An 18,793-nucleotide genomic window follows, 5' to 3' on the forward strand; every position below is an offset into this window, starting at 1 on the left:
TGAAATATCGCAATTTGGTCGGTGGTTCGCTCTTTGATGACGCATGGCCGCTAGTCGGGACGGCTTGCGTACTGCGCAATCCCATTGCCGAACGACCAGTTCTCCTTCTCGACCTCGACGAGATTGATGAACACATCCTCGGACCGCACGCCCGGCGACTTCCCGAGTTCATCGACGATGCGCCGGTACAGCGCCTTCTTCTGCTCGACCGAGCGCGTGTTGCTGACGGTCAGCTGGATCACGACGAGATCGTCGCCGCGCTCGATATTCTGGTACTGCCGGTCGTAGATCATGTTGTCGGCCGTGTGCTCGGTGATCAGCATGAACATGTCGTCCTTCGGCACGTTGAACGTGGCCACCAGCGAGCGCTGGATGCCGGCGCTCAGCGCCTGGCGGTACTCGGCCGGCTTGCCGGCGCGCAGTGAGATCCGGGTGAGCGGCATGATGGCCTCCTTGTTTGCGGTGTTGGGTTGAACACAGCTTAGGCGCGCTCGGTCATAATAAACAGATATCCATGTCTATTTCATCCATTTCCATCCGAAATGAAAGTCCTCGATCTCGATGCGGTGCGCGCCTTCGTGCTGGTCGCCGATCTGCGCAGCTTCACGCGCGCCGCGGACGCGCTCGACACCACGCAATCGGCCGTCAGCCTGAAGCTGAAGCGACTGGAGGCGCACCTGGGCAAGCAGTTGCTGGAGCGCACGCCGCGCATCGTGCGTCTGTCCGCCGACGGCCACGCGTTTCTCGGCGCCGCGCGCGAGTTGCTGAACGCGCACGAGCGCGCGCTCGGCGCGCTGTCGGTGGAGCGGCGGCGGCTCGTGCTCGGGCTCAGCGAGCACGTTGCGGGCTCCGATCTGCCGCACCTGCTCGGCCGGCTCAACGCACACGATCCGGGCCTCGTGGTCGAGTTGCATATGGGCACATCGGCGGCGTTGCTCGCGCAGTTCGACGAACGCCGACTCGATGCGGCGATCGTCCGCTACGGCGCCGACGAACCGCCGCGCGATGACGCGCAGACGCTATTCAGCGAACCGCTCGGTTGGCTCGCGACGCCGACATGGCTGCCGCGAGTCGGTGAGCCGCTAGCGCTCGCGCTATTGAGCCCGCCGTGCAACGTGCGTGACGTCGCGTTGCGCACGCTGACGGCGGCGGGGATCGCCTGGCAGGAGGTGTTTGTGGGTGGTGGCGTCGCGGCAGTGGGCGCGGCTGTGGCCGCTGGGCTCGCCGTGTCGCCGCTCGCGCGTCGGGTTGCGCCGCGCGGTCTGATCGACGTCGGCGTGCGGCTCAGCTTGCCGGCGCTGCCGGAATCGCGTGTGACGCTGCATTCGCGCGTGCGCGAGGCCCGCTCGGCGGAAACGCTGCGGCTGCTTGCAAACGGCCTCGCCACGGCGTGACGCCAAGACCGATGCCACACCGCGCCGCGCCGCGCCGCGCCGCTCGAAGCAGCCTTAGTGGATGATTGGCGGCAGCGAACCGCTGCTGGCGGTCGCCGGATTGGGCACGGAGGCCATCGGCGCGATGTCGCTAACGTTTGCGGACGCGTCCGACGAAGTCCGCACGGGCGGTTTGATCAGATTCGCACGGGAAATCACGGGCTTCGCCGCGACCTTGTCCACATGCGGACGCGCGGTGTGAGCCGCCGCGAAATCGGCGTGCACGACCTTGCCCTGAGCCGGCTTCGCGTGCGCCAGTTGCACATGTGGCTGCGCGTGCTTCGCGGTCACGGTGGCGTGCGACCGGTTCGGGCCCGACGCCGCGACTTTCGTACCGCCTTTCACGTTCCCGCCCGCCACGAGATGTTTCTCGCCGTTCCCATGCGCCGCAAGTTTGCCGCCGTGGGCCGCGCCGGCCGACGCGACATGGGTTGCCGCGTGCCGGGCGCTCGCCGTCTGCCGCGCATGCGCACCAGTTTTGGTCTTGATGCCGCCCTTGGCGCCCGCCTTCACTTTCACCGCCTCGGGTTTTTTCCGCGCGTGCGCCTGTTGGGTAACGTGTCCGCTCGCGATATGCCCGCTCGCCTCCGGCGGATTCCACACTTCCCCATAACCGGCAGCCAACGCCATCTCCGACACACACCACACGGCCAGCGCCGCTGCTACTGCTCGAACCCGCATCTGCTGCTTCTCCTGATCGACGACTGCCAAAACGAGCCGGGATTATATTCTCTTGCAAAAATCCACTTTTGGACTAATATTCTTAAAAAGTACACATAGGGACTTACCCGCAATGACTCACGCTGCCCGAATTTCCTCGCCCGAGGCATCGCCGCGACGATCGCTTTCGGAACCCACGCTGACGCAGATGTCCGCGGCCGGTCTGCGTGCGTTCTTCAACATCGCGCGCGACTGGGACCTGAGCGCCGACGAGCAGATCGTGCTGCTCGGCAAGCCGGGCCGCTCGACGTTCTTCAAGTGGAGGGCGACGCCCGAGACCGCGCGCCTCAGCCACGACACGCTGGAGCGACTGTCGCTGCTGCTCGGCATCTACAAGGCGCTGCAGATTCTGCTGCCGCAGCCGAGCGCCGCCGACACCTGGGTCAAACGCCCCAACAGCGCGCCGCCGTTCGGCGGCAAACGCGCGCTGGACCGCATGCTGGCGGGCAACATCAGCGATCTCGTAGCCGTGCGCCAGTATCTCGACGCAATGCGAGGCGGCTGGGCGTGACGCAACCGCAATGGCAGGACCGCTGGACCAGCACAGCGCTCGACTGGTCGCCCGCGTATCGCGTGATTCCGACGCGCTTTCCGGCCATCAACCTGTTCGATCGGGTCGCATCGCCGGAGGATTTCGACGCGCTGTACGCGCTCGAAGCGATGACCAACGACCGTTTGCGCACAGAAATCGGCGAACTCGATCTGGTGCCGCGCGAGGAGCGCCGTTTCGGGCCCGGCTACGGGCCGATCATGGCCGCGCTCACGCATCTGAATCCGCTCGGCAGCCGCTTTTCCGACGGCACCTACGGCGTGTTCTATTGCGCGCGTTCACGCGCGACGGCGATCGCCGAAACACGCTATCACACGGGTCAGTTTCTCCAGGCGACCGCCGAGCCGCCGATGCGTCAACAGATGCGTCTCTACACGGTAGTCGCACAAGGCAGCGTGGTCGACTTGCGTCGCGACCCCGAGTTCGATCCCGCCGTGCTGTCGCCCGACGACTACCTTCCCGGACAGGCGCTCGGGCGCGCGGTACGCGCGGCGGGCGCGCCGGGCATCGTGTATCCGTCGGTGCGCGACAGCGCTGGCGAATGCCTCGCGGCATTCCGCACGATGCTGCTGCGCGACTGCCATCACGCGGCATACCTCGAATACAACTGGAACGGCAGGAGCGTCGATATGGTGTTCGAGTTGAATCAGGTCGGGTGACAGAAGAGCGGCGAAGCAGCGCGGCGACTTCAGCCGTTCAAGGCAAGGCCAATTCCGCCGCCCCTTCCGCGCGCGCGGCCTCGACCGAGATCGACCAACGACGCAACGCCTGCGGCTGCACGATCGTCAACGTGCCGTCCGGCCCGAACGCGCCCGTATCGATGAACACTTGCGAGCCGATCTGCGTGATGTCGCGCACCGGCGTATGGCCGCAATAAGTCAGCGACAGCCCGCGCTGCCGCAGCGGATCGCCGTTGCCCAGCGCGAGCTCGCGACCCCACAGCAATTGCTGGCGCGTTTCGGCCGAATAATTGCCCGCGTCGAGCTCGGCGTCGGAGCCGAAAAATTCGGCGTGCAGAACGTTGAAGCGCGCCTTGCCGCTGCCGATCACGCGCACGAGCGGCAGCGTGCGCAGATGCTCGGCGTAATAGCGCAGGCGCTCGTCGGGCACGTCGACCGCCCACGCGCCGCCGATGCCGTACCACCACTGCCGCCGCAAGCGGCCGTCGGCGACCGCGCACAGCGCGTCCTCGTGATTGCCGAGCACCGCATGGAACCACGGCTTCGCGAGCAGCGCGAGCGCCTGCTCCGAGTGCTCGCCCCGATCGACCAGATCGCCGACCGAAAACAGCCGGTCGCACGTCGGATCGAACGCGATCTGACGCAGCAGGTAGCGCAAAGCGTCGACGCAGCCGTGCAGATCGCCGACCACGAAATCGCGGCCGGCCTCGTTGGCGTCGTGATGCTGAACGAAGTTGGCGGGGATGGAATTCATCCCACCATGATAATGCGGCCGACGCGCACGCGTATGCGGGGTGCCTATCGTATTCGCACGCTTCATCGATCAAGAAAGACATCGAACGACGCAAAAATGACGCTGAAACGCCACATTTGCGGTATGCGTTACCGGAAATGCACGTTTGCGCGAGTCACTCCTGGCGCGCGCCCGAGTCGTCCCGCGCGCTATTGCAGCGTGCGCAGCTTCGCCACCTGGTCGGCCGCGATCGTCGCCTGCGGATTGCCGAACTGTTTCGTCACGTAGTTGGTGATCGCCGCGATCTGCTCGTCGTCGAGATGGCCGCCGAACCCGGGCATCAGCACGTCCGCGTGCGCGGTCGTGCGATTCACGCCGTGCAGAATGACCAACGCGAGATTGTTCGCGTCGTTCGCGCCGACCGTCGAGTTGTGGATCAGCGACGGATACGCGCCCGGCGCGCTCGCGCCCACGCCCTGCCCGGTCCAGCCATGACAGGTCGCGCAATTGGCGACGAACAGCTGCGCGCCGTTCACGCCGGTGATCGCGGTGCCGCGCATGGCGGTGACGTCGCTGGCCGGCTTGCCCCATTGATGACGGGGACGCGCGTCGCCGCCGCTCACGGCCGGCACCGAGCGCAAGAACACGACGATCGAGCGCAGATCCACCGGCGTCAGGTACTGCGTGCTGTTCGCGACCACTTCGCCCATCGGGCCGGCCGCGTTTGCGCGGCTCGGCGCCGCGCCGGTCGACAGATACGACTTGAGTTCGTCGTCGCGCCAGTCGCCGACGCCGCTCAGCTTGTCCGGCGTGATATTGAACGCATGCCAGCCGGCCTGCACCGCACCGGAGAAACGCGCGCTCGACTTCAGCCCCTGCATGAAATTGCGCGGTGTATGGCATTCCTCGCAATGCGCGAGCCCTTCGACCAGATACGCGCCTCGGTTCCATTCAGGGCTCTGTTTCGGGTCCGGCACGAAGCGCCCCTCGGTGAAGTTGAACAGGTTCCAGAACACCATTAGCCAGCGCTGATTGAACGGGAACTTGAGGCTGTTCGAGGGCGGCGTGTAGTGAATCGGCGCGAGCGTGTTCAGATACGCGCGAATCGCGAGCACGTCCTGTTCGGTCACGCGTGTGTAGGCGGTGTACGGGAACGCCGGATAGAGCCGCTCGCCGCCTTTGCCGATGCCTTCGTGCATCGCGCGCATGAAATCGGCGTCGCTCCATTGGCCGATGCCGGTGTCGGGATCGGGCGTGATGTTCGGCGTCACGATCGTGCCGAACGGTGTGCTGATCGGCAGGCCGCCCGCGAATGGGCGCGACTTGTCCGCCGTATGGCAGGCCGCGCAATCGGCAGCACGGGTCAGGTATTGGCCGCGCTTCACGAGTTCGCCATTCGCGGCCTTGCCGGCGAGCATGGCCGGGCCGCCGACCGAAGCCTGCGCCGCGTCGTCGGCGCGCGCCTGGGTGATCGGCATTTCGTCGGTCGAGTTTGCGTCCGGGCCGTGCGACTCGTGCCACGCCATCGACAGCGCAAACAGCGAAAACGCGGCCGCGAGCGCCGCGCCGCCGAAGCGGCGGCGCTGGTTGACGTGCATCAGCACAGGGTCCGGCTGCGCGCGACAGGTGTTCTTCGTCATTGTGGCTCTCCGGTCGGCGCTCAGATTTCGCGCTTCAGCTTGTCGCCCAGTTTCAGCGACAGTGCAGCGATCGTCAGCGTGCAGTTCACCGACGCGGCGGTGGGCATCACGCCGCTGCTCGCGATGAACAGGTTCGAATGATCGTGCGTGCGGCAGTCCGCGTCGACGACCGAACTCGCCGCATCGCTGCCCATGATCGTCGTGCCCATGATGTGATTGTTGGGCGCGAAGCTGTCGTCGAACGAGACCTCGGTGCCGCCGAATAGCGTCGCGATCTGCGCATACAGTTCGTGCGTATTGGCGGCGCTCTTCTTCACGTAGTCGTTGATCGAGTAGTAGATCTCGGGCTGAGGAATCCCGAGCGCGTCCTTGTGATCTGCCGACGGCACGATGCGGTTCTGCGGCTCCGGCAGATGTTCGTGAAAGCTGTTGATGTTCAGCGTGCGCGCCGCGCGGTTGCGAATCTGCCGGTCGAGCTCGGCGCCGGTCAGGCCTTTTTTCAGCAGGTCGGCGGTGACGCCCATCGTCGGCACGCCGTTCGACAAATGCAGCTTCTTCGCCGCGTAATCGGAGCGGAACGCGCCGTCGCGGAAGTTGACGATCGAGGTCATCTCCATCGGGCCACGGCCGGGCCACAGCGGTTCGTTGGCGAGAAACGTGACGCCGGTGCCGGGATGGTCCATCAGGTTGCGGCCCACCTGATCGGAGCTGTTGCCGACGCCGTGCGGGAATTTGTCGGAGGTCGACATCAACATCAGCTTCGGCGTTTCGATGCCGTTCGCCGCGAGCACGAACAGCTTGCCGGTGACGCGTGTGCTATTGCCGTTCGGGTCCTTGTAGTGGACCGCCGTGATGAGCCCTTTGTCGTCCGCTTCGATGCGATACACGACCGCTTCGGGAATCAGTTTCGCGCCGGCCTGCTCGGCCTTCTCCGCGTGAATCACGCCGTTGTACATCGCGGCGATCGGGCAGATCGGCATGCAGTTATTGTTGCCGCAGCAGGTGGGCCGCGCATCGTACGGCCGGCTGTTGCGCGCGACCGGTTCGGGCACGACCTTGAAGCCCTGCGCGTTGAGCACGTCGCTGAACCGCTGATCCATGTACGACAGTGGCAGCTGCTGCATCGGATAGGGCTTCGAGCGCGGCGAACCGAGATCGATCGAACTATCGGGACCGGACACGCCGAGCTGCACTTCGGCGGCCACGTACCACGGCTCGAGCGTTTCGTACGGATACGGCCAGTCGCGCCCGACGCCATACAGCTTGCGCAACTGGAAGTCCGACGGCAGCAGCCGCCACGCGGCGGCCGCCCAGTGCCAGGTCGTGCCGCCGACGAGCCGCACGTATTGTGAGTTGTACGGATAATCGCCCTTCTGGATCAGGTAGTTGTTCGCGGGCGCGTACTCGGGATGCGGCGCGTAAGGCGTCGACGGATACGGCGTCGCGAAGTCGGACCTGGCCGGCGAGTTGCGAAAGTTCTCGACGATCTGCCAGCGCGGAATGCGCGGCCCCGCTTCGAGCAGGATCACCGACGCGCCCGCCAGCGCCAGCTGATGCGCAACCAGACTGCCGGCGACGCCGGAGCCGACCACGACGATATCGGCGGATTGTGTGTTTGCCATCGTTTCTCTCTTCGATGCCCTGCCTGTTGCGGGCTTTGTTCGTGCGACGCTTGCGGGTCCGGCGTGCTGGTTGCGCTGCTGGCGTGGCCCGCTCGCGGGCTCGCGCGGCTCACGCGGACGTCGGCTTCCGCGTCCAGTAGAACGGCACGTCGCGGCAATAGGAGGGAATCGTGAGCACGTCTTGCACGGGCTCGAACATCAGCGCCTTTTCATACGCGATCACCTGGACGTGCGGCATGTCGCCGACGAGGCCCAGGTACCACGCGCGCATGATCGCGCCGACCGTTTTGGCGAGCGCGGGCTGGTCGGTCTGCAGCGCCTGTGTGACCGTATCGGACGGCACGCCGCCGTGGCCTTGCAGCCACGTGTTGAGCGCCGCGACGTTCTGCGCGAACTGGTTGTCGGCACGCGACAGCGCATCGTAGACACGTTGGCCAAGCACGGTATCGAAACTGCTACGACCGGTGAGGTGTTGCGAAAGCGCGAGGAAGGCATCCAGTCCGCCCCCGGCTGGCCGCGTATCGGCGAAGGCGGGCGCGATCCACGCCAGCGAACGGCTCGCGCCGGCGAACGCGAGCGCTGCGGCCGTCGCGCACGAGCCGAGCACCCAGGCCCTGCGCGAAGCGGAAAACGACGGCGGCAAGCCGGTGAAACGTGTGGCATTGCGATAAGACTTCGCTCCTTGCCGATGCGTCACGTGGGGATGCGCATCGTTATCCTCAGGAACATCTGTCATGGGGGCTCCAGATGATGAGTCGTTCTCGACGAGCAGCGCGGCGAGGGCATGATGCCGTTCGCCCGCCGCTTCGTTTGCTCTTCCCCAAACCTGGTCTTACGCCGCTTCAGCGGTCTCGTATCCGTGCGCGTGATTCACGCGCGCCGCATGTGCGGTGTTGCATGCATGATCGCAACGATTGCTGCCGTTATCTAGCAATTGCCTTTCAACTGAAAGCGGCGCGCAAGGCCGCCGCGAAAGACTATAGCCTGTGACCCACCATTCGACAATCGGTCCGCGTTGCACACGTAGAATCCGCGACACCGACTGCCCTACACTTCGTCGTTCATCGAATCCATGTCCATCAACTACTATCCCCAGCTTCTTCGCAATCGGCCCCGCACGGTGATCGGCCTCGTGATCGGGATCGTCGTCGCGTTCCTCGTGCCCGGTCATACGAGTCCGATCGCCCGCACACTGATCGGCTGGGACGCGGCCATCTGGAGCTACCTGCTGATGATCTGGGTGCATATGGCTCTTGCCGACGAGCACCGCGTGCGCGAATACGCGATGCGCGACGACGAAAACGCGGGCGTCGTGCTGGTCGTCATCTGCGTCGCGACGATCGCGAGCGTCGCCGCGATCGTGCTCGAACTCGCGTCGGCCAAGGGCGCGGGCGGCGCAACGACCGTCTGGCACTACCTGCTGACCGGTCTGACGCTGATCGGCGCATGGTTTCTGATTCCGACGATCTTCACGCTGCACTACGCGCGCCTCTACTACGACACGGACGCGCAAGAGACCGCGTTGAAGTTTCCCGATCACCATTTGCTGCCGAACTACTGGGACTTCCTGTACTACTCGTTCACGATCGCGGTCGCGTCGCAGACTTCCGATGTCGTGTTGCGCTCACGCGAAATTCGCCGCGCGACGCTCGCCCAATCGGTCCTGTCGTTCTACTTCAACGTCGCGGTGCTCGGCCTGTGCGTGAACATCGCGGCGGGGCTGCTGGGTTCGTGACAAGGCCGCTGCGCGGCGTTCGGGTGAATTTCATGCGAGTGCCACGCGCGTGCCACATGGCTGCCACGTGAGCGGCACCCAGGCTTCACGCGTCCGCTTGAACCGCATTCCGTGCAACGCGGGCCGCCCGTGTAAAACCGGCCCCACACCACCCCGTTTTACATGCCGGCCACCCGCGGCGTGCGTAACAATGCCCGCATTTTTGCGCGCGCTCCGTGCGCGCGCGCACCTTCGGCACCCGCCATCTCACCGTAACCTCCCCGTTTCCGCGCTAGCGCGGTGCCCGGCTGCCCGCGCGTTGGCACACGGTTTGCTCCTTTCCGCGACGAGTGACGACCAGTCCCGCGAGACCGGCGTCTGGCGTCAAAGCACCCGCGACTGGCCAGCGGCGCGACGATCTTTGCACTACATTGACCAGTACGTGCCCCCGCTGACGCATCGCGCGGTAGCCGGCTCGGGAAGCCCAATGAGCGCTGTGATCGCATGCCAAGTGCATCCACACCGCAGCAGGACAACTCTGGAAACGACCGATGGAATCTCCAAACGGGTACGCGCCGCGGATTTACTTTTTTCATTCTCTTCTCGTCGGGCCCCTCGATGCCTGGCCCGCGCAGTTCGCTCATGCGGCCGGGCTCGGCTTCGATCATGCGTTGATCGGCGGGCTGTTCGAGCCCGGCCAGGCCGGCCATGGCCAGGTGGTCGGCAATCACGCTCGGCTGAATCCCGTGTTCGAGGCGCAGCATTCGGTGCACGACGCCGTGCGCATGCTCGCCGATGCCGCGCGCCGCAACAACCTGACGCTGCTGGTCGATCTCGTGATCGACCGCATGGCCGCCGACGGCGTGCTGTACAGCGAGCATTCGGACTGGTTTCACGCGCGTGAGTCCGAGCTCGCACGGCTCGATCCGCGCCACGTGCATCGCGAAGACAACGTTGCCTACGCGAATTTCGACGACCCCGCGACGAGTGCCTCGCTGAGCGTCTGGTGGACCCAGCAACTGCTCGCGCTCGCCGAGGCGGGTGTCGGCGGCTTCCGTTTCGATTCGCCGCATCGCGTGCCGGCTGCCGTATGGCGGCACCTCGGCGATGAAGTGCGAGCGAAGCATCCGCGCGTGCGCTTTCTCGCGGCAACGCCGGGCCTGTCGCGCGGCGATCTGCCCGGTCTCGAAGCAGCCGGCTTCGACAGCGCGTTTTCGTCGGTGCGCTGGTGGGATTTCCGTTCGAGCTGGATGGCCGAGGAGCATGCGGCGCTCGCGCGCGTTGGTGCGCCGATCGCCTTTCCCGAAGCGCCGTACGGTACCCGCCTCGCCGCCGAGCTGAGCGACGTCCATGATGCGGCGATCGTCGAGCGGGCGTATCGACGCGCGCTGTTCACGTCGGTTGCATTGGGCAGCGGCTGGATGATGCCGATGGGCTTCGAATATGGCATCGCCGAACCGATGTCGCAAACGCGCGGCGACGCCGCGCAGTTCGCCCGCGCCGCGCAGTCGCGCCGCTTCGATCTGAGCGCCGCCGTCACCCAGGCCAACGACTTCGCGCGCAACACGCCGACGCTGCACGCGAACGGTGAATTGCGCCCATTGAGCGGCCCCGGCGCATCGGCCGCGGTTCTGCTGCGCGGCGACGCAGCCGATCTGCGCGACGCCAGCGAAGCAGTCCTGATCGTCGTGAATCCCGAACTCGGCGCGCCAGTGCGCGTCGATCCCGCGCGCTTCCTCGCGGGCGTGCCGGGCAGCTTTACGCGCTTCGCGCCGCTCGATGCGCGCGGCCGAACCGAACCCGCGGCACTCGCGCCGTTCGCGCTCGCGCCCGGTGCGGTGCGGCTGCTGCGCGCGTTCGCGGAACAGCCGATCTGCCTCGCGCCGCCGATCGACAAGGCGAACAGCAAGCGCAGCGGCCGCAAGACAGTGCTCGACGCGATCGAAGCGCCGCGCGTCGCGATCGAGAGCGTGTCGCCGTCCGTGGAAAACGGCCGCTTCGCGGCGAAACGCAGCGTCGGCGAGCGCGCGGAAATTCGCGCGGCGATCTTCGCCGAAGGTCACGACAAGATCGCGGCTGCCGTGCTGTGGCGCGCGGCCGACGAAACCGCGTGGCACGAAGAACTGATGTCGCCCGCGCCGCCGGCCGGGCTCGACTTGTGGAGCGCGCGCATTCCGCTCGAGCGGATCGGCCGCTACGAGTTCACCGTGATCGCGTGGCGCGACGACTTCGCGTCGCTCGTCGAGCACATCCAGAAGAAGCTGAAGGCGAACCAGACCGTCGAGATAGAACTCGACGAAGCCGCGCATCTGTTCGCGCTCGTGCTCGCCGAAGTCGAGACGACCGAAGGCGCCGACAAGGAGCCGCTCGAACACATCGTGCGCGACTTCCAGAAGGCCGACGCCGAACAGAAGCTCGCAGTGATTCTCGCGCCCGCCACAGCGAAGGCAATGACCGCTGCGCGCCATCGCCCGTTTCTGAGCCGCGACCAGGTGACCTACAAGATCGACGCGGAACGCACGGCCGCCCATTTCGCGAGCTGGTACGAGATCTTCCCGCGCTCGATGAGCGACGACGAATCACGCCACGGCACGTTCGCGGACGTGAGCGCGAAGCTGCCGCGCATCCGCGACATGGGCTTCGACGTGCTGTACTTCCCGCCGATCCACCCGATCGGCCTCGCGAACCGCAAGGGCCGCAACAACACGCTGACCACGCAGCCGGGCGATGTGGGCAGTCCCTATGCGATCGGCGCCGCCGAGGGCGGTCACACCGCCGTGCATCCGCAACTCGGCACGCTCGACGATTTCAAGGCGATGCTCGCCGCCGCGCATGCGCATGGCCTCGAGATCGCGCTCGACTTCGCAATCCAGTGCTCGCCCGATCACCCGTGGCTGAAGGAGCATCCGACGTGGTTCGCGTGGCGCCCCGACGGCACGCTGCGCTACGCCGAGAATCCGCCGAAGAAGTATCAGGACATCGTCAACCCGGACTTCTACGCGCACGACGCCAAGCCCGGCCTGTGGCTCGCATTGCGCGACGTGATCCTGTTCTGGGTCGACGCGGGCGTGCGCATCTTCCGCGTCGACAATCCGCACACCAAGCCGTTGCCGTTCTGGGAATGGATGATCGCTGACGTGCGTGCGCGCCACCCCGACACGATCTTTCTCGCCGAAGCCTTCACGCGGCCGCGCATGATGAACCGGCTCGGCAAGATCGGCTTCTCGCAGTCGTACACGTACTTCACGTGGCGCGAGTCGAAGCGCGATTTCACCGAGTACATGGGCGAACTCACGCAGACCGGCGCGCGCGATTTCTATCGGCCGAACTTCTTCGTCAATACGCCGGACATCAACCCGCGCCATCTGCAATCGCAGGGACGCACGGGCTTTCTGATCCGCGCGGCGCTGGCCGCGACACTGGCCGGCCTGTGGGGCGTGTATAGCGGCTTCGAACTGTGCGAGGCCACCGCGCTGCCGAACAGCGAAGAGTATCTGGACTCCGAAAAGTATCAGTTGCGGGCGTGGGACTGGCACCGGCCCGGCAATATCGTCGGCGAGATCACCGCACTGAACCGCATCCGTCGCGCGAATCCGGCGCTGCAAACGCATCTCGGTCTCACGTTCCTCGCCGCGCACAACGACCACATCCTGTGCTTCGAGAAAGCGACCGAATCGCGCGACAACGTGATCGTCGTCGCGATCAATCTCGATCCGTTCAACGAACAGGGCGCGGACATCGAGTTGTCGTGGGACACGTTCCAGCGCTGGCATCTACACGATCACGCCACGCTCGAAGTGATCGACCAGATGACCGGCGCACGCTTCGAATGGCACGGACGCTGGCAACACGTGCGGCTCGGCTCGGGCCAACCGTTCTCGATCTGGCGCATCGCGCCGCTAGGTGGCCTGCCCGCCGATCGCCCCGAGGACAGCGACCACGATCCCGACAGCGCTCCTCACGCAGACGCTGCCAACCCAACCTGGATGGAAGGTGGAACATGAAGCGCGACGATCCAGCCCAAACCGCGCACGAGGCGCAAACGGCCGTGGCCGTCGGCACCGCGGCGAAGGTACGCACGCGCCGCCGCGGCAAACCCGCGGCCCTCAGCGACGATCCGCTGTGGTACAAGGACGCGATCATCTATCAGGTGCACATCAAGTCGTTCTTCGATGGGAACAACGACGGCGTCGGCGATTTCCCCGGTCTGATGGCCAAGCTCGACTACATCGCCGAGCTCGGCGTCAACGCGATCTGGCTGCTGCCGTTCTATCCGTCGCCACGCCGCGATGACGGCTACGACATCGCCGACTACCGCAACGTGCATCCCGACTACGGTCAGCTCGCGGACGTGCGGCGCTTCATCCAGGAAGCGCACGCGCGCGGCATCCGCGTGATCACCGAGCTCGTCATCAACCACACGTCGGATCAGCACCCATGGTTCCAGCGCGCGCGGCGCGCGAAGCCCGGCTCGAACTATCGCAACTACTACGTGTGGTCCGATACCGATCAGAAGTACCCGGAGACTCGCATCATCTTCATCGACTCGGAACCGTCGAACTGGACGCACGATCCGGTTGCGGGCGCGTACTACTGGCACCGCTTCTACTCGCACCAGCCCGATCTGAACTTCGACAATCCGGCGGTGTTGAAAGAGGTGCTGCAGGTGATGCGTTTCTGGCTCGACATGGGCATCGACGGGCTGCGGCTCGATGCGGTGCCATACCTCGTCGAACGTGAAGGCACCAACAACGAGAACCTGCCTGAGACGCACGAGATCCTGAAGAGGATTCGCGCGACCATCGACGCCGAGTACCCGAACCGGATGCTGCTCGCCGAGGCGAACCAGTGGCCCGAGGACGTGAAGGAGTATTTCGGCAACGAAGACGAATGCCATATGGCGTTCCACTTCCCGCTGATGCCGCGCATCTACATGTCGATCGCGAGCGAAGACCGCTTCCCGATCACCGACATCATGAAGCAGACACCGGAACTCCCCGAATCGAACCAGTGGGCGATCTTCCTGCGCAATCACGACGAGCTGACGCTCGAAATGGTCACCGATTCCGAGCGTGACTATTTGTGGAACACCTATGCGAGCGATCGCCGCGCACGTTTGAATCTCGGCATTCGCCGCCGTCTCGCGCCGCTGATGGAGCGCGACCGCCGCCGCATCGAGCTGATCAACTCGCTGCTGCTGTCGATGCCCGGCACGCCGGTCATCTACTACGGCGACGAACTCGGCATGGGCGACAACATCCACCTCGGCGACCGCGACGGCGTGCGCACGCCGATGCAGTGGTCGTCGGATCGCAACGGCGGCTTCTCGCGCGCCGACCCTGAGCAACTGGTGCTGCCGCCCGTGATGGGGACGCTGTACGGCTTCGATGCGGTCAACGTCGAAGCGCAGAGCCGCGACCCGCATTCGCTGCTGAACTGGACCCGCCGCATGCTTGCGACGCGGCGCGCGAAGCAGACCTTCGGACGCGGCACGATCCGCTTTTTGAAGCCGGAAAACCGCAAGATTCTCGCGTATCTGCGCGAGATGCCCGGCGAGGCGCCGATCCTGTGCGTCGCGAATCTGTCGCGCGCGCCGCAGGCAGTCGAGCTCGAGCTGTCAGAATTCAACGGCTTCGTGCCGATCGAGATGACCGCCGATTCGGTGTTCCCCGCGATCGGTCAGCTGACCTATCTGCTGACGTTCCCGCCCTACGGCTTCCTGTGGTTCATGCTGTGCGAAGGCGGCGGGCGTCCGACATGGGCGCAGGCGCATTCCGTGCCGCTGCCCGAGTTCGTCACGATCGTGATCCGCGAGGGGCAGACCGGGCCGACTCCCGAAAACGTGCGGCTGCTCGAATCCGAGGTGCTGCCGTCGTGGCTGAGCCGGCGCCGCTGGTTCGCGTCGAAAGATCAGAAGATGCACGCGGTGCGGCTCGCCGCGCTGACCACGATCCCGAACGGCGGCTTCGCGTTCACCGAAATCGAAGTGGACGTCGGCAACCACACCGAACGCTACGTGGTGCCGATCGCGCTCACATGGGGCGGCGAAACCACCACGCCGCTGTTCCTGCAATTGGCGCTTGCGCGCGTGCGGCGCGGCCGCACCGTCGGCCATCTGACCGACGCGTTCTCGCTGCCGATCTTCGCGCACAACGTGCTGCGCAAGCTGCGCGAGCGCGCGGTCGTGCCGACCGTGCAGAAGAGCGAGATCAAGTTCCTGCCGACCGAGCGCTTCGCCGAACTCGACGCTCTCGGCGAGCGGCCCGAGATTCGCTGGCTCGCGGCCGAACAGAGCAACAGCTCGCTGATCGTCGCCGATGCCGCGGTGCTGAAGCTGGTGCGGCGGCTCGTCAGCGGCATCCATCCGGAAGCGGAAATCAGCCGCTATCTGACGCAGCTCGGCTATGCGAACACCGCGCCGCTGTACGGCGAAGTGGTGCGCGTCGATCCCGAGGGCGTGCCGCATACGCTGGCGATCCTGCAGGGCTTTATCGACAATCAGGGCGATGCGTGGAACTGGTCGCTGGATTATCTGCGCCGCTCGGTCGACGAACTCGCGATCGCGATCGACACCGAAACGCAGAGCGTACCCGATCGCACGAACGAGTCGATTCTGCTGGACGGTTACGGCGAACTCGCGGGCATCATCGGCCGCCGGCTCGGCGAGTTGCACGTCGCGCTCGCCACGCCGAGCGACGACCCCGCGTTCGCGCCGGAACCGGCCAACGCCGACCAGGTGAAGGCGTGGGTCGACGCGACGCAGACGATGCTCGCGGCCGCGCTCGATCTGCTCGCGACGCGCATCGCGGGCATGAGCGACGCGGACACGAAGGGGCTCGCGCAAAGTCTGATCGATCGCCGCGCCGCGCTCGTCGAGGCCGTCGCCAAGCTGGTGCCGGGCGACGCGGGCGCGTTGCGCATCCGCATCCATGGCGACTTCCATCTCGGCCAGGTACTGGTCGCGCACGGCGACGCGTATCTGATCGACTTCGAGGGCGAGCCCGCGCGTTCGCTCGACGAGCGTCGCCAGAAATCGAGCCCGTTGCGTGACGTGGCGGGTCTGATGCGCTCGCTCTCGTATGCGAGCGCGGCCGCGCAATCGACCACCGAAAGCGCGCCGCAACAGACCGCCGATCGCAAGCGCGCGCTGTTCGAGCGCTTCCGCGCGCACGCGACCAGCGCGTTCCTCGCGGAATATCGCGCGGCCGCCGCGCAGTCGCCGACGCCGCTCGTCGCGCCCGAATCCGAAGAGGCGCTGCTCGATCTGTTCCTGATCGAGAAGGCCGCCTACGAAATCCGCTACGAAGCGGCCAATCGGCCGACGTGGCTCGGCTTGCCGGTGCGCGGCCTCGCGGCGCTCGTGAGCCGTCTGCTCGGCGACACCGGTGCGCCGCCGCACAGCGTTCCGTCAACCCAGGCGCCTGGCGCCGCCACGCCGCCTAACCCGGCCGAGGGCGACTATGAGTGAGCATGATGCGGCCGCAGGCCTTCAACCCGTCGATATCGACGCGCTCGTCGAAGCGCGTCACCCCGATCCGTTTTCGCAGCTCGGGCTGCATCAGACGGACGCGGGGCCGATCGTGCGCGCGCTGCTGCCGAACGCCGCGCACGTCACCGTAATTTCGCGCGCTGATGGCGCGACGCTCGGCGAACTCGAACAACTGCGCCCTGGCCTGTTCGCGGGCCGCATCACCTCGGCGATGCCGTATCGCTTGCGCATCGACTGGCATGGTGTGGTGCAGGAAGTGGAGGATACCTATTCGTTTGCTCCGGTGCTCGGCGACGAGCCGCTCGAACGTCTCGCGCGCGGCGATCCGTACGCGGTGCTCGAATGTCTGGGCGCGCGGCCGGTCGACGTCGACGGTGTGCCGGGCGTGCGCTTTGCGGTGTGGGCGCCGAATGCGCGGCGCGTGTCGGTGGTCGGCGACTTCAATGCGTGGGACGGCCGCCGCCATCCGATGCGGCTGCGTCACCAGGCGGGCGTGTGGGAGCTGTTCGTGCCGCGCGTCGGCGCCGGCACGCGCTACAAGTACGAGCTGCTGTCGCGCGACGGCCATCCGCTGCCGCTGAAAGCCGACCCGTGCGCGATGCAGACGGAAAAGCCGCCGGGCACCGCATCGATCGTCGCACACGTCGACGAGATCGAGCAGTTTCCGTGGGGCGATCACGAGTGGATCCAGTCGCGCGCCGACAAGCAGACCGCGCGCACGCCGATCACGATCTACGAAGTGCACGCGGAGTCGTGGCTGCGCGTCGCCGAGGAAGGCCAGCGTGGTCTCGTCTGGGAAGAGCTCGCCGAGCGGCTGATCCCCTATGCGAAGAGCATGGGCTTCACGCACATCGAATTTCTGCCGATCGCCGAGCATCCGTTCGGCGGTTCGTGGGGCTATCAGCCGCTCGGGCAGTTCGCGCCGTCCGCGCGCTTCGGCAAGCCCGAGCAGTTCGCGCGTTTCGTCGATCGCGCGCACGAAGCAGGGCTCGGCGTGATTCTCGACTGGGTGCCCGCGCATTTCCCGAACGACGCGCATGGCCTGATCGATTTCGACGGCACGCCGCTCTACGAGCATGCCGATCCGCGCGAAGGCTATCACCAGGACTGGAACACGATGATCTACAACCTCGGCCGCAACGAGGTCAGCGCGTTCCTGATCGCGTCGGGGCTCGCGTGGTTGAAGCGCTATCACGTCGACGGCCTGCGCGTCGATGCGGTCGCGTCGATGCTGTATCGCGACTACTCCCGCGCGGCCGGCGAGTGGGTGCCGAACATCTATGGCGGCCGCGAGAATCTCGAATCGATCGCGTTCCTGAAGCGGTTGAATCACGAGGTCCGCTATGTGCCGGGCGCCCCCGGCGCGATCACGGTCGCCGAGGAATCGACCGCATGGCCGGGCGTGACCGCGCGCCTCGCGGACGGCGGCCTCGGCTTCGACTTCAAGTGGAACATGGGCTGGATGCACGACACCCTGCACTACATGCACGAAGATCCGATGTATCGCCAGTATCACCACCACAACATGACGTTCGGCATGGTGTACGCATATTCCGAGCACTTCGTGCTGCCGCTTTCGCACGACGAGGTGGTGCACGGCAAGGGCTCGCTGCTCGGCAAGATGCCCGGCGACCGCTGGCAGCGTTTCGCGAATCTGCGCGCGTACTTCGGTTTCATGTGGACGCACCCAGGCAAGAAGCTGCTGTTCATGGGCGGCGAATTCGGCCAGATGGCGGAGTTCGACCATGACGGCTCGCCGCATTGGCATCTTCTCGACGATTCGAACCACCACGGCGTGCAATTACTGGTGCGCGACCTGAACCATCTGTATCGCAACGAGCCCGCGCTGCATCTGCTCGACAGCGAACCGGGCGGCTTCGAATGGTTGATCGGCGACGACAGCGGCAACAGCGTGTTCGCCTATCGGCGCACCGACGGCGCGGGCCAGGAGTTCGTCGTGGCGTGCAACATGACGCCGGTGCCGCGGCTCGGCTATGGGCTCGGCATGCCGCGCGGCGGACGCTGGGTGGAAGTGCTCAATACCGATGCAGGCGTGTACGGCGGCTCGAACATGGGCAACGGCGGGCTGATTCATTCCGACCATGTATCGAGCCACGGCAGGCCACATTCCGCCGCGCTGACCTTGCCCCCGCTCGCGACGATCGTATTGCGCGCGGACTGAGCAAACGTGCCGTAACCCGGGCGCGCGGCG

13 protein-coding genes are annotated in these 18,793 nt (G+C 66.0%); 7 read left to right on the forward strand and 6 right to left on the reverse strand.

Going from position 1 to position 18,793, the window contains the following annotated elements; translation table 11 throughout:
- Nucleotides 1-50: 50 nt before the first annotated feature.
- Complete coding sequence (locus HDG32_RS27590) at nucleotides 51-443, reverse strand: tautomerase family protein (RefSeq protein ID WP_184072198.1); 393 nt, start codon at nucleotides 441-443, stop codon at nucleotides 51-53.
- Between the two features lie 99 nt (nucleotides 444-542).
- Here HDG32_RS27590 and HDG32_RS27595 point away from each other — a divergent pair, with 99 nt between their 5' ends.
- Entirely contained in the window at nucleotides 543-1,394 is an 852-nt protein-coding gene (locus HDG32_RS27595; protein WP_184072199.1) for a LysR substrate-binding domain-containing protein, read from the forward strand.
- A gap of 54 nt (nucleotides 1,395-1,448) precedes the next feature.
- Here HDG32_RS27595 and HDG32_RS27600 read toward each other — a convergent pair whose 3' ends face one another.
- Complete coding sequence (locus HDG32_RS27600; protein WP_184072200.1) at nucleotides 1,449-2,114, reverse strand: hypothetical protein; 666 nt, start codon at nucleotides 2,112-2,114, stop codon at nucleotides 1,449-1,451.
- Between the two features lie 187 nt (nucleotides 2,115-2,301).
- Here HDG32_RS27600 and HDG32_RS27605 point away from each other — a divergent pair, with 187 nt between their 5' ends.
- Nucleotides 2,302-2,664, forward strand: coding sequence for an MbcA/ParS/Xre antitoxin family protein (locus HDG32_RS27605; RefSeq protein WP_018424156.1), 363 nt, complete (start codon nucleotides 2,302-2,304; stop codon nucleotides 2,662-2,664).
- Nucleotides 2,661-3,362 (forward strand): RES family NAD+ phosphorylase, encoded by a 702-nt coding sequence (locus HDG32_RS27610; protein WP_184072201.1) that lies wholly within the window; start codon nucleotides 2,661-2,663, stop codon nucleotides 3,360-3,362. The genes HDG32_RS27605 and HDG32_RS27610 overlap by 4 nt, the downstream gene beginning before the upstream one ends.
- Nucleotides 3,363-3,399: 37 nt before the next feature.
- On the opposite strand, the gene HDG32_RS27615 is transcribed toward HDG32_RS27610, so the two are convergent.
- From HDG32_RS27615 to HDG32_RS27630, 4 genes are all read right to left on the reverse strand, one after another.
- Nucleotides 3,400-4,137 carry a metallophosphoesterase gene (locus HDG32_RS27615; protein WP_260336613.1) on the reverse strand — a complete coding sequence of 246 codons (738 nt, stop codon included), beginning with the start codon at nucleotides 4,135-4,137 and terminating at the stop codon, nucleotides 3,400-3,402.
- A gap of 188 nt (nucleotides 4,138-4,325) precedes the next feature.
- Nucleotides 4,326-5,756: a cytochrome c gene (locus HDG32_RS27620; RefSeq protein WP_184072203.1), complete on the reverse strand. Its 1,431-nt coding sequence runs from the start codon at nucleotides 5,754-5,756 to the stop codon at nucleotides 4,326-4,328.
- A 20-nt stretch (nucleotides 5,757-5,776) separates the two neighbouring features.
- On the reverse strand, nucleotides 5,777-7,378 hold the full coding sequence (locus HDG32_RS27625; RefSeq protein ID WP_184072204.1) for a GMC family oxidoreductase: 1,602 nt from the start codon (nucleotides 7,376-7,378) through the stop codon (nucleotides 5,777-5,779).
- A 109-nt stretch (nucleotides 7,379-7,487) separates the two neighbouring features.
- Nucleotides 7,488-8,114, reverse strand: a complete 627-nt coding sequence (locus HDG32_RS27630; RefSeq protein ID WP_184072205.1) for a sugar dehydrogenase complex small subunit — start codon at nucleotides 8,112-8,114, stop codon at nucleotides 7,488-7,490.
- A gap of 336 nt (nucleotides 8,115-8,450) precedes the next feature.
- Here HDG32_RS27630 and HDG32_RS27635 point away from each other — a divergent pair, with 336 nt between their 5' ends.
- From HDG32_RS27635 to glgB, 4 genes are all read left to right on the forward strand, one after another.
- Entirely contained in the window at nucleotides 8,451-9,113 is a 663-nt protein-coding gene (locus HDG32_RS27635; RefSeq protein WP_184072206.1) for a DUF1345 domain-containing protein, read from the forward strand.
- 530 nt (nucleotides 9,114-9,643) lie between these two features.
- Nucleotides 9,644-13,096 (forward strand): maltotransferase domain-containing protein, encoded by a 3,453-nt coding sequence (locus HDG32_RS27640; protein ID WP_184072207.1) that lies wholly within the window; start codon nucleotides 9,644-9,646, stop codon nucleotides 13,094-13,096.
- The gene (treS, locus tag HDG32_RS27645; RefSeq protein ID WP_184072208.1) at nucleotides 13,093-16,560 is read left to right on the forward strand and encodes a maltose alpha-D-glucosyltransferase; all 3,468 of its coding nucleotides are present in this window, start codon (nucleotides 13,093-13,095) and stop codon (nucleotides 16,558-16,560) included. The genes HDG32_RS27640 and treS overlap by 4 nt, the downstream gene beginning before the upstream one ends.
- Nucleotides 16,553-18,763 carry a 1,4-alpha-glucan branching protein GlgB gene (gene glgB, locus HDG32_RS27650; RefSeq protein ID WP_184072209.1) on the forward strand — a complete coding sequence of 737 codons (2,211 nt, stop codon included), beginning with the start codon at nucleotides 16,553-16,555 and terminating at the stop codon, nucleotides 18,761-18,763. The genes treS and glgB overlap by 8 nt, the downstream gene beginning before the upstream one ends.
- The last annotated feature ends 30 nt before the right edge of the window (nucleotides 18,764-18,793 follow it).

This window comes from Paraburkholderia sp. CI2, from assembly GCF_014201055.1.
GTDB classification, from domain to species: domain Bacteria; phylum Pseudomonadota; class Gammaproteobacteria; order Burkholderiales; family Burkholderiaceae; genus Paraburkholderia; species Paraburkholderia tuberum.

Excerpts from the sequence above, each read along its gene's own strand:
- HDG32_RS27625 (WP_184072204.1), bottom strand. The coding sequence starts at position 7,378 with ATGGCAAACACACAATCCGCCGATATCGTCGTGGTCGGCTCCGGCGTC.
- HDG32_RS27605 (WP_018424156.1), top strand. The coding sequence starts at position 2,302 with ATGTCCGCGGCCGGTCTGCGTGCGTTCTTCAACATCGCGCGCGACTGG.
- HDG32_RS27635 (WP_184072206.1), top strand. The coding sequence starts at position 8,451 with ATGTCCATCAACTACTATCCCCAGCTTCTTCGCAATCGGCCCCGCACG.
- HDG32_RS27600 (WP_184072200.1), bottom strand. The coding sequence starts at position 2,114 with ATGCGGGTTCGAGCAGTAGCAGCGGCGCTGGCCGTGTGGTGTGTGTCG.
- glgB (WP_184072209.1), top strand. The coding sequence starts at position 16,553 with ATGAGTGAGCATGATGCGGCCGCAGGCCTTCAACCCGTCGATATCGAC.
- HDG32_RS27630 (WP_184072205.1), bottom strand. The coding sequence starts at position 8,114 with ATGACAGATGTTCCTGAGGATAACGATGCGCATCCCCACGTGACGCAT.
- HDG32_RS27590 (WP_184072198.1), bottom strand. The coding sequence starts at position 443 with ATGCCGCTCACCCGGATCTCACTGCGCGCCGGCAAGCCGGCCGAGTAC.
- HDG32_RS27640 (WP_184072207.1), top strand. The coding sequence starts at position 9,644 with ATGGAATCTCCAAACGGGTACGCGCCGCGGATTTACTTTTTTCATTCT.
- HDG32_RS27595 (WP_184072199.1), top strand. The coding sequence starts at position 543 with ATGAAAGTCCTCGATCTCGATGCGGTGCGCGCCTTCGTGCTGGTCGCC.
- HDG32_RS27620 (WP_184072203.1), bottom strand. The coding sequence starts at position 5,756 with ATGACGAAGAACACCTGTCGCGCGCAGCCGGACCCTGTGCTGATGCAC.
- HDG32_RS27615 (WP_260336613.1), bottom strand. The coding sequence starts at position 4,137 with ATGAATTCCATCCCCGCCAACTTCGTTCAGCATCACGACGCCAACGAG.
- treS (WP_184072208.1), top strand. The coding sequence starts at position 13,093 with ATGAAGCGCGACGATCCAGCCCAAACCGCGCACGAGGCGCAAACGGCC.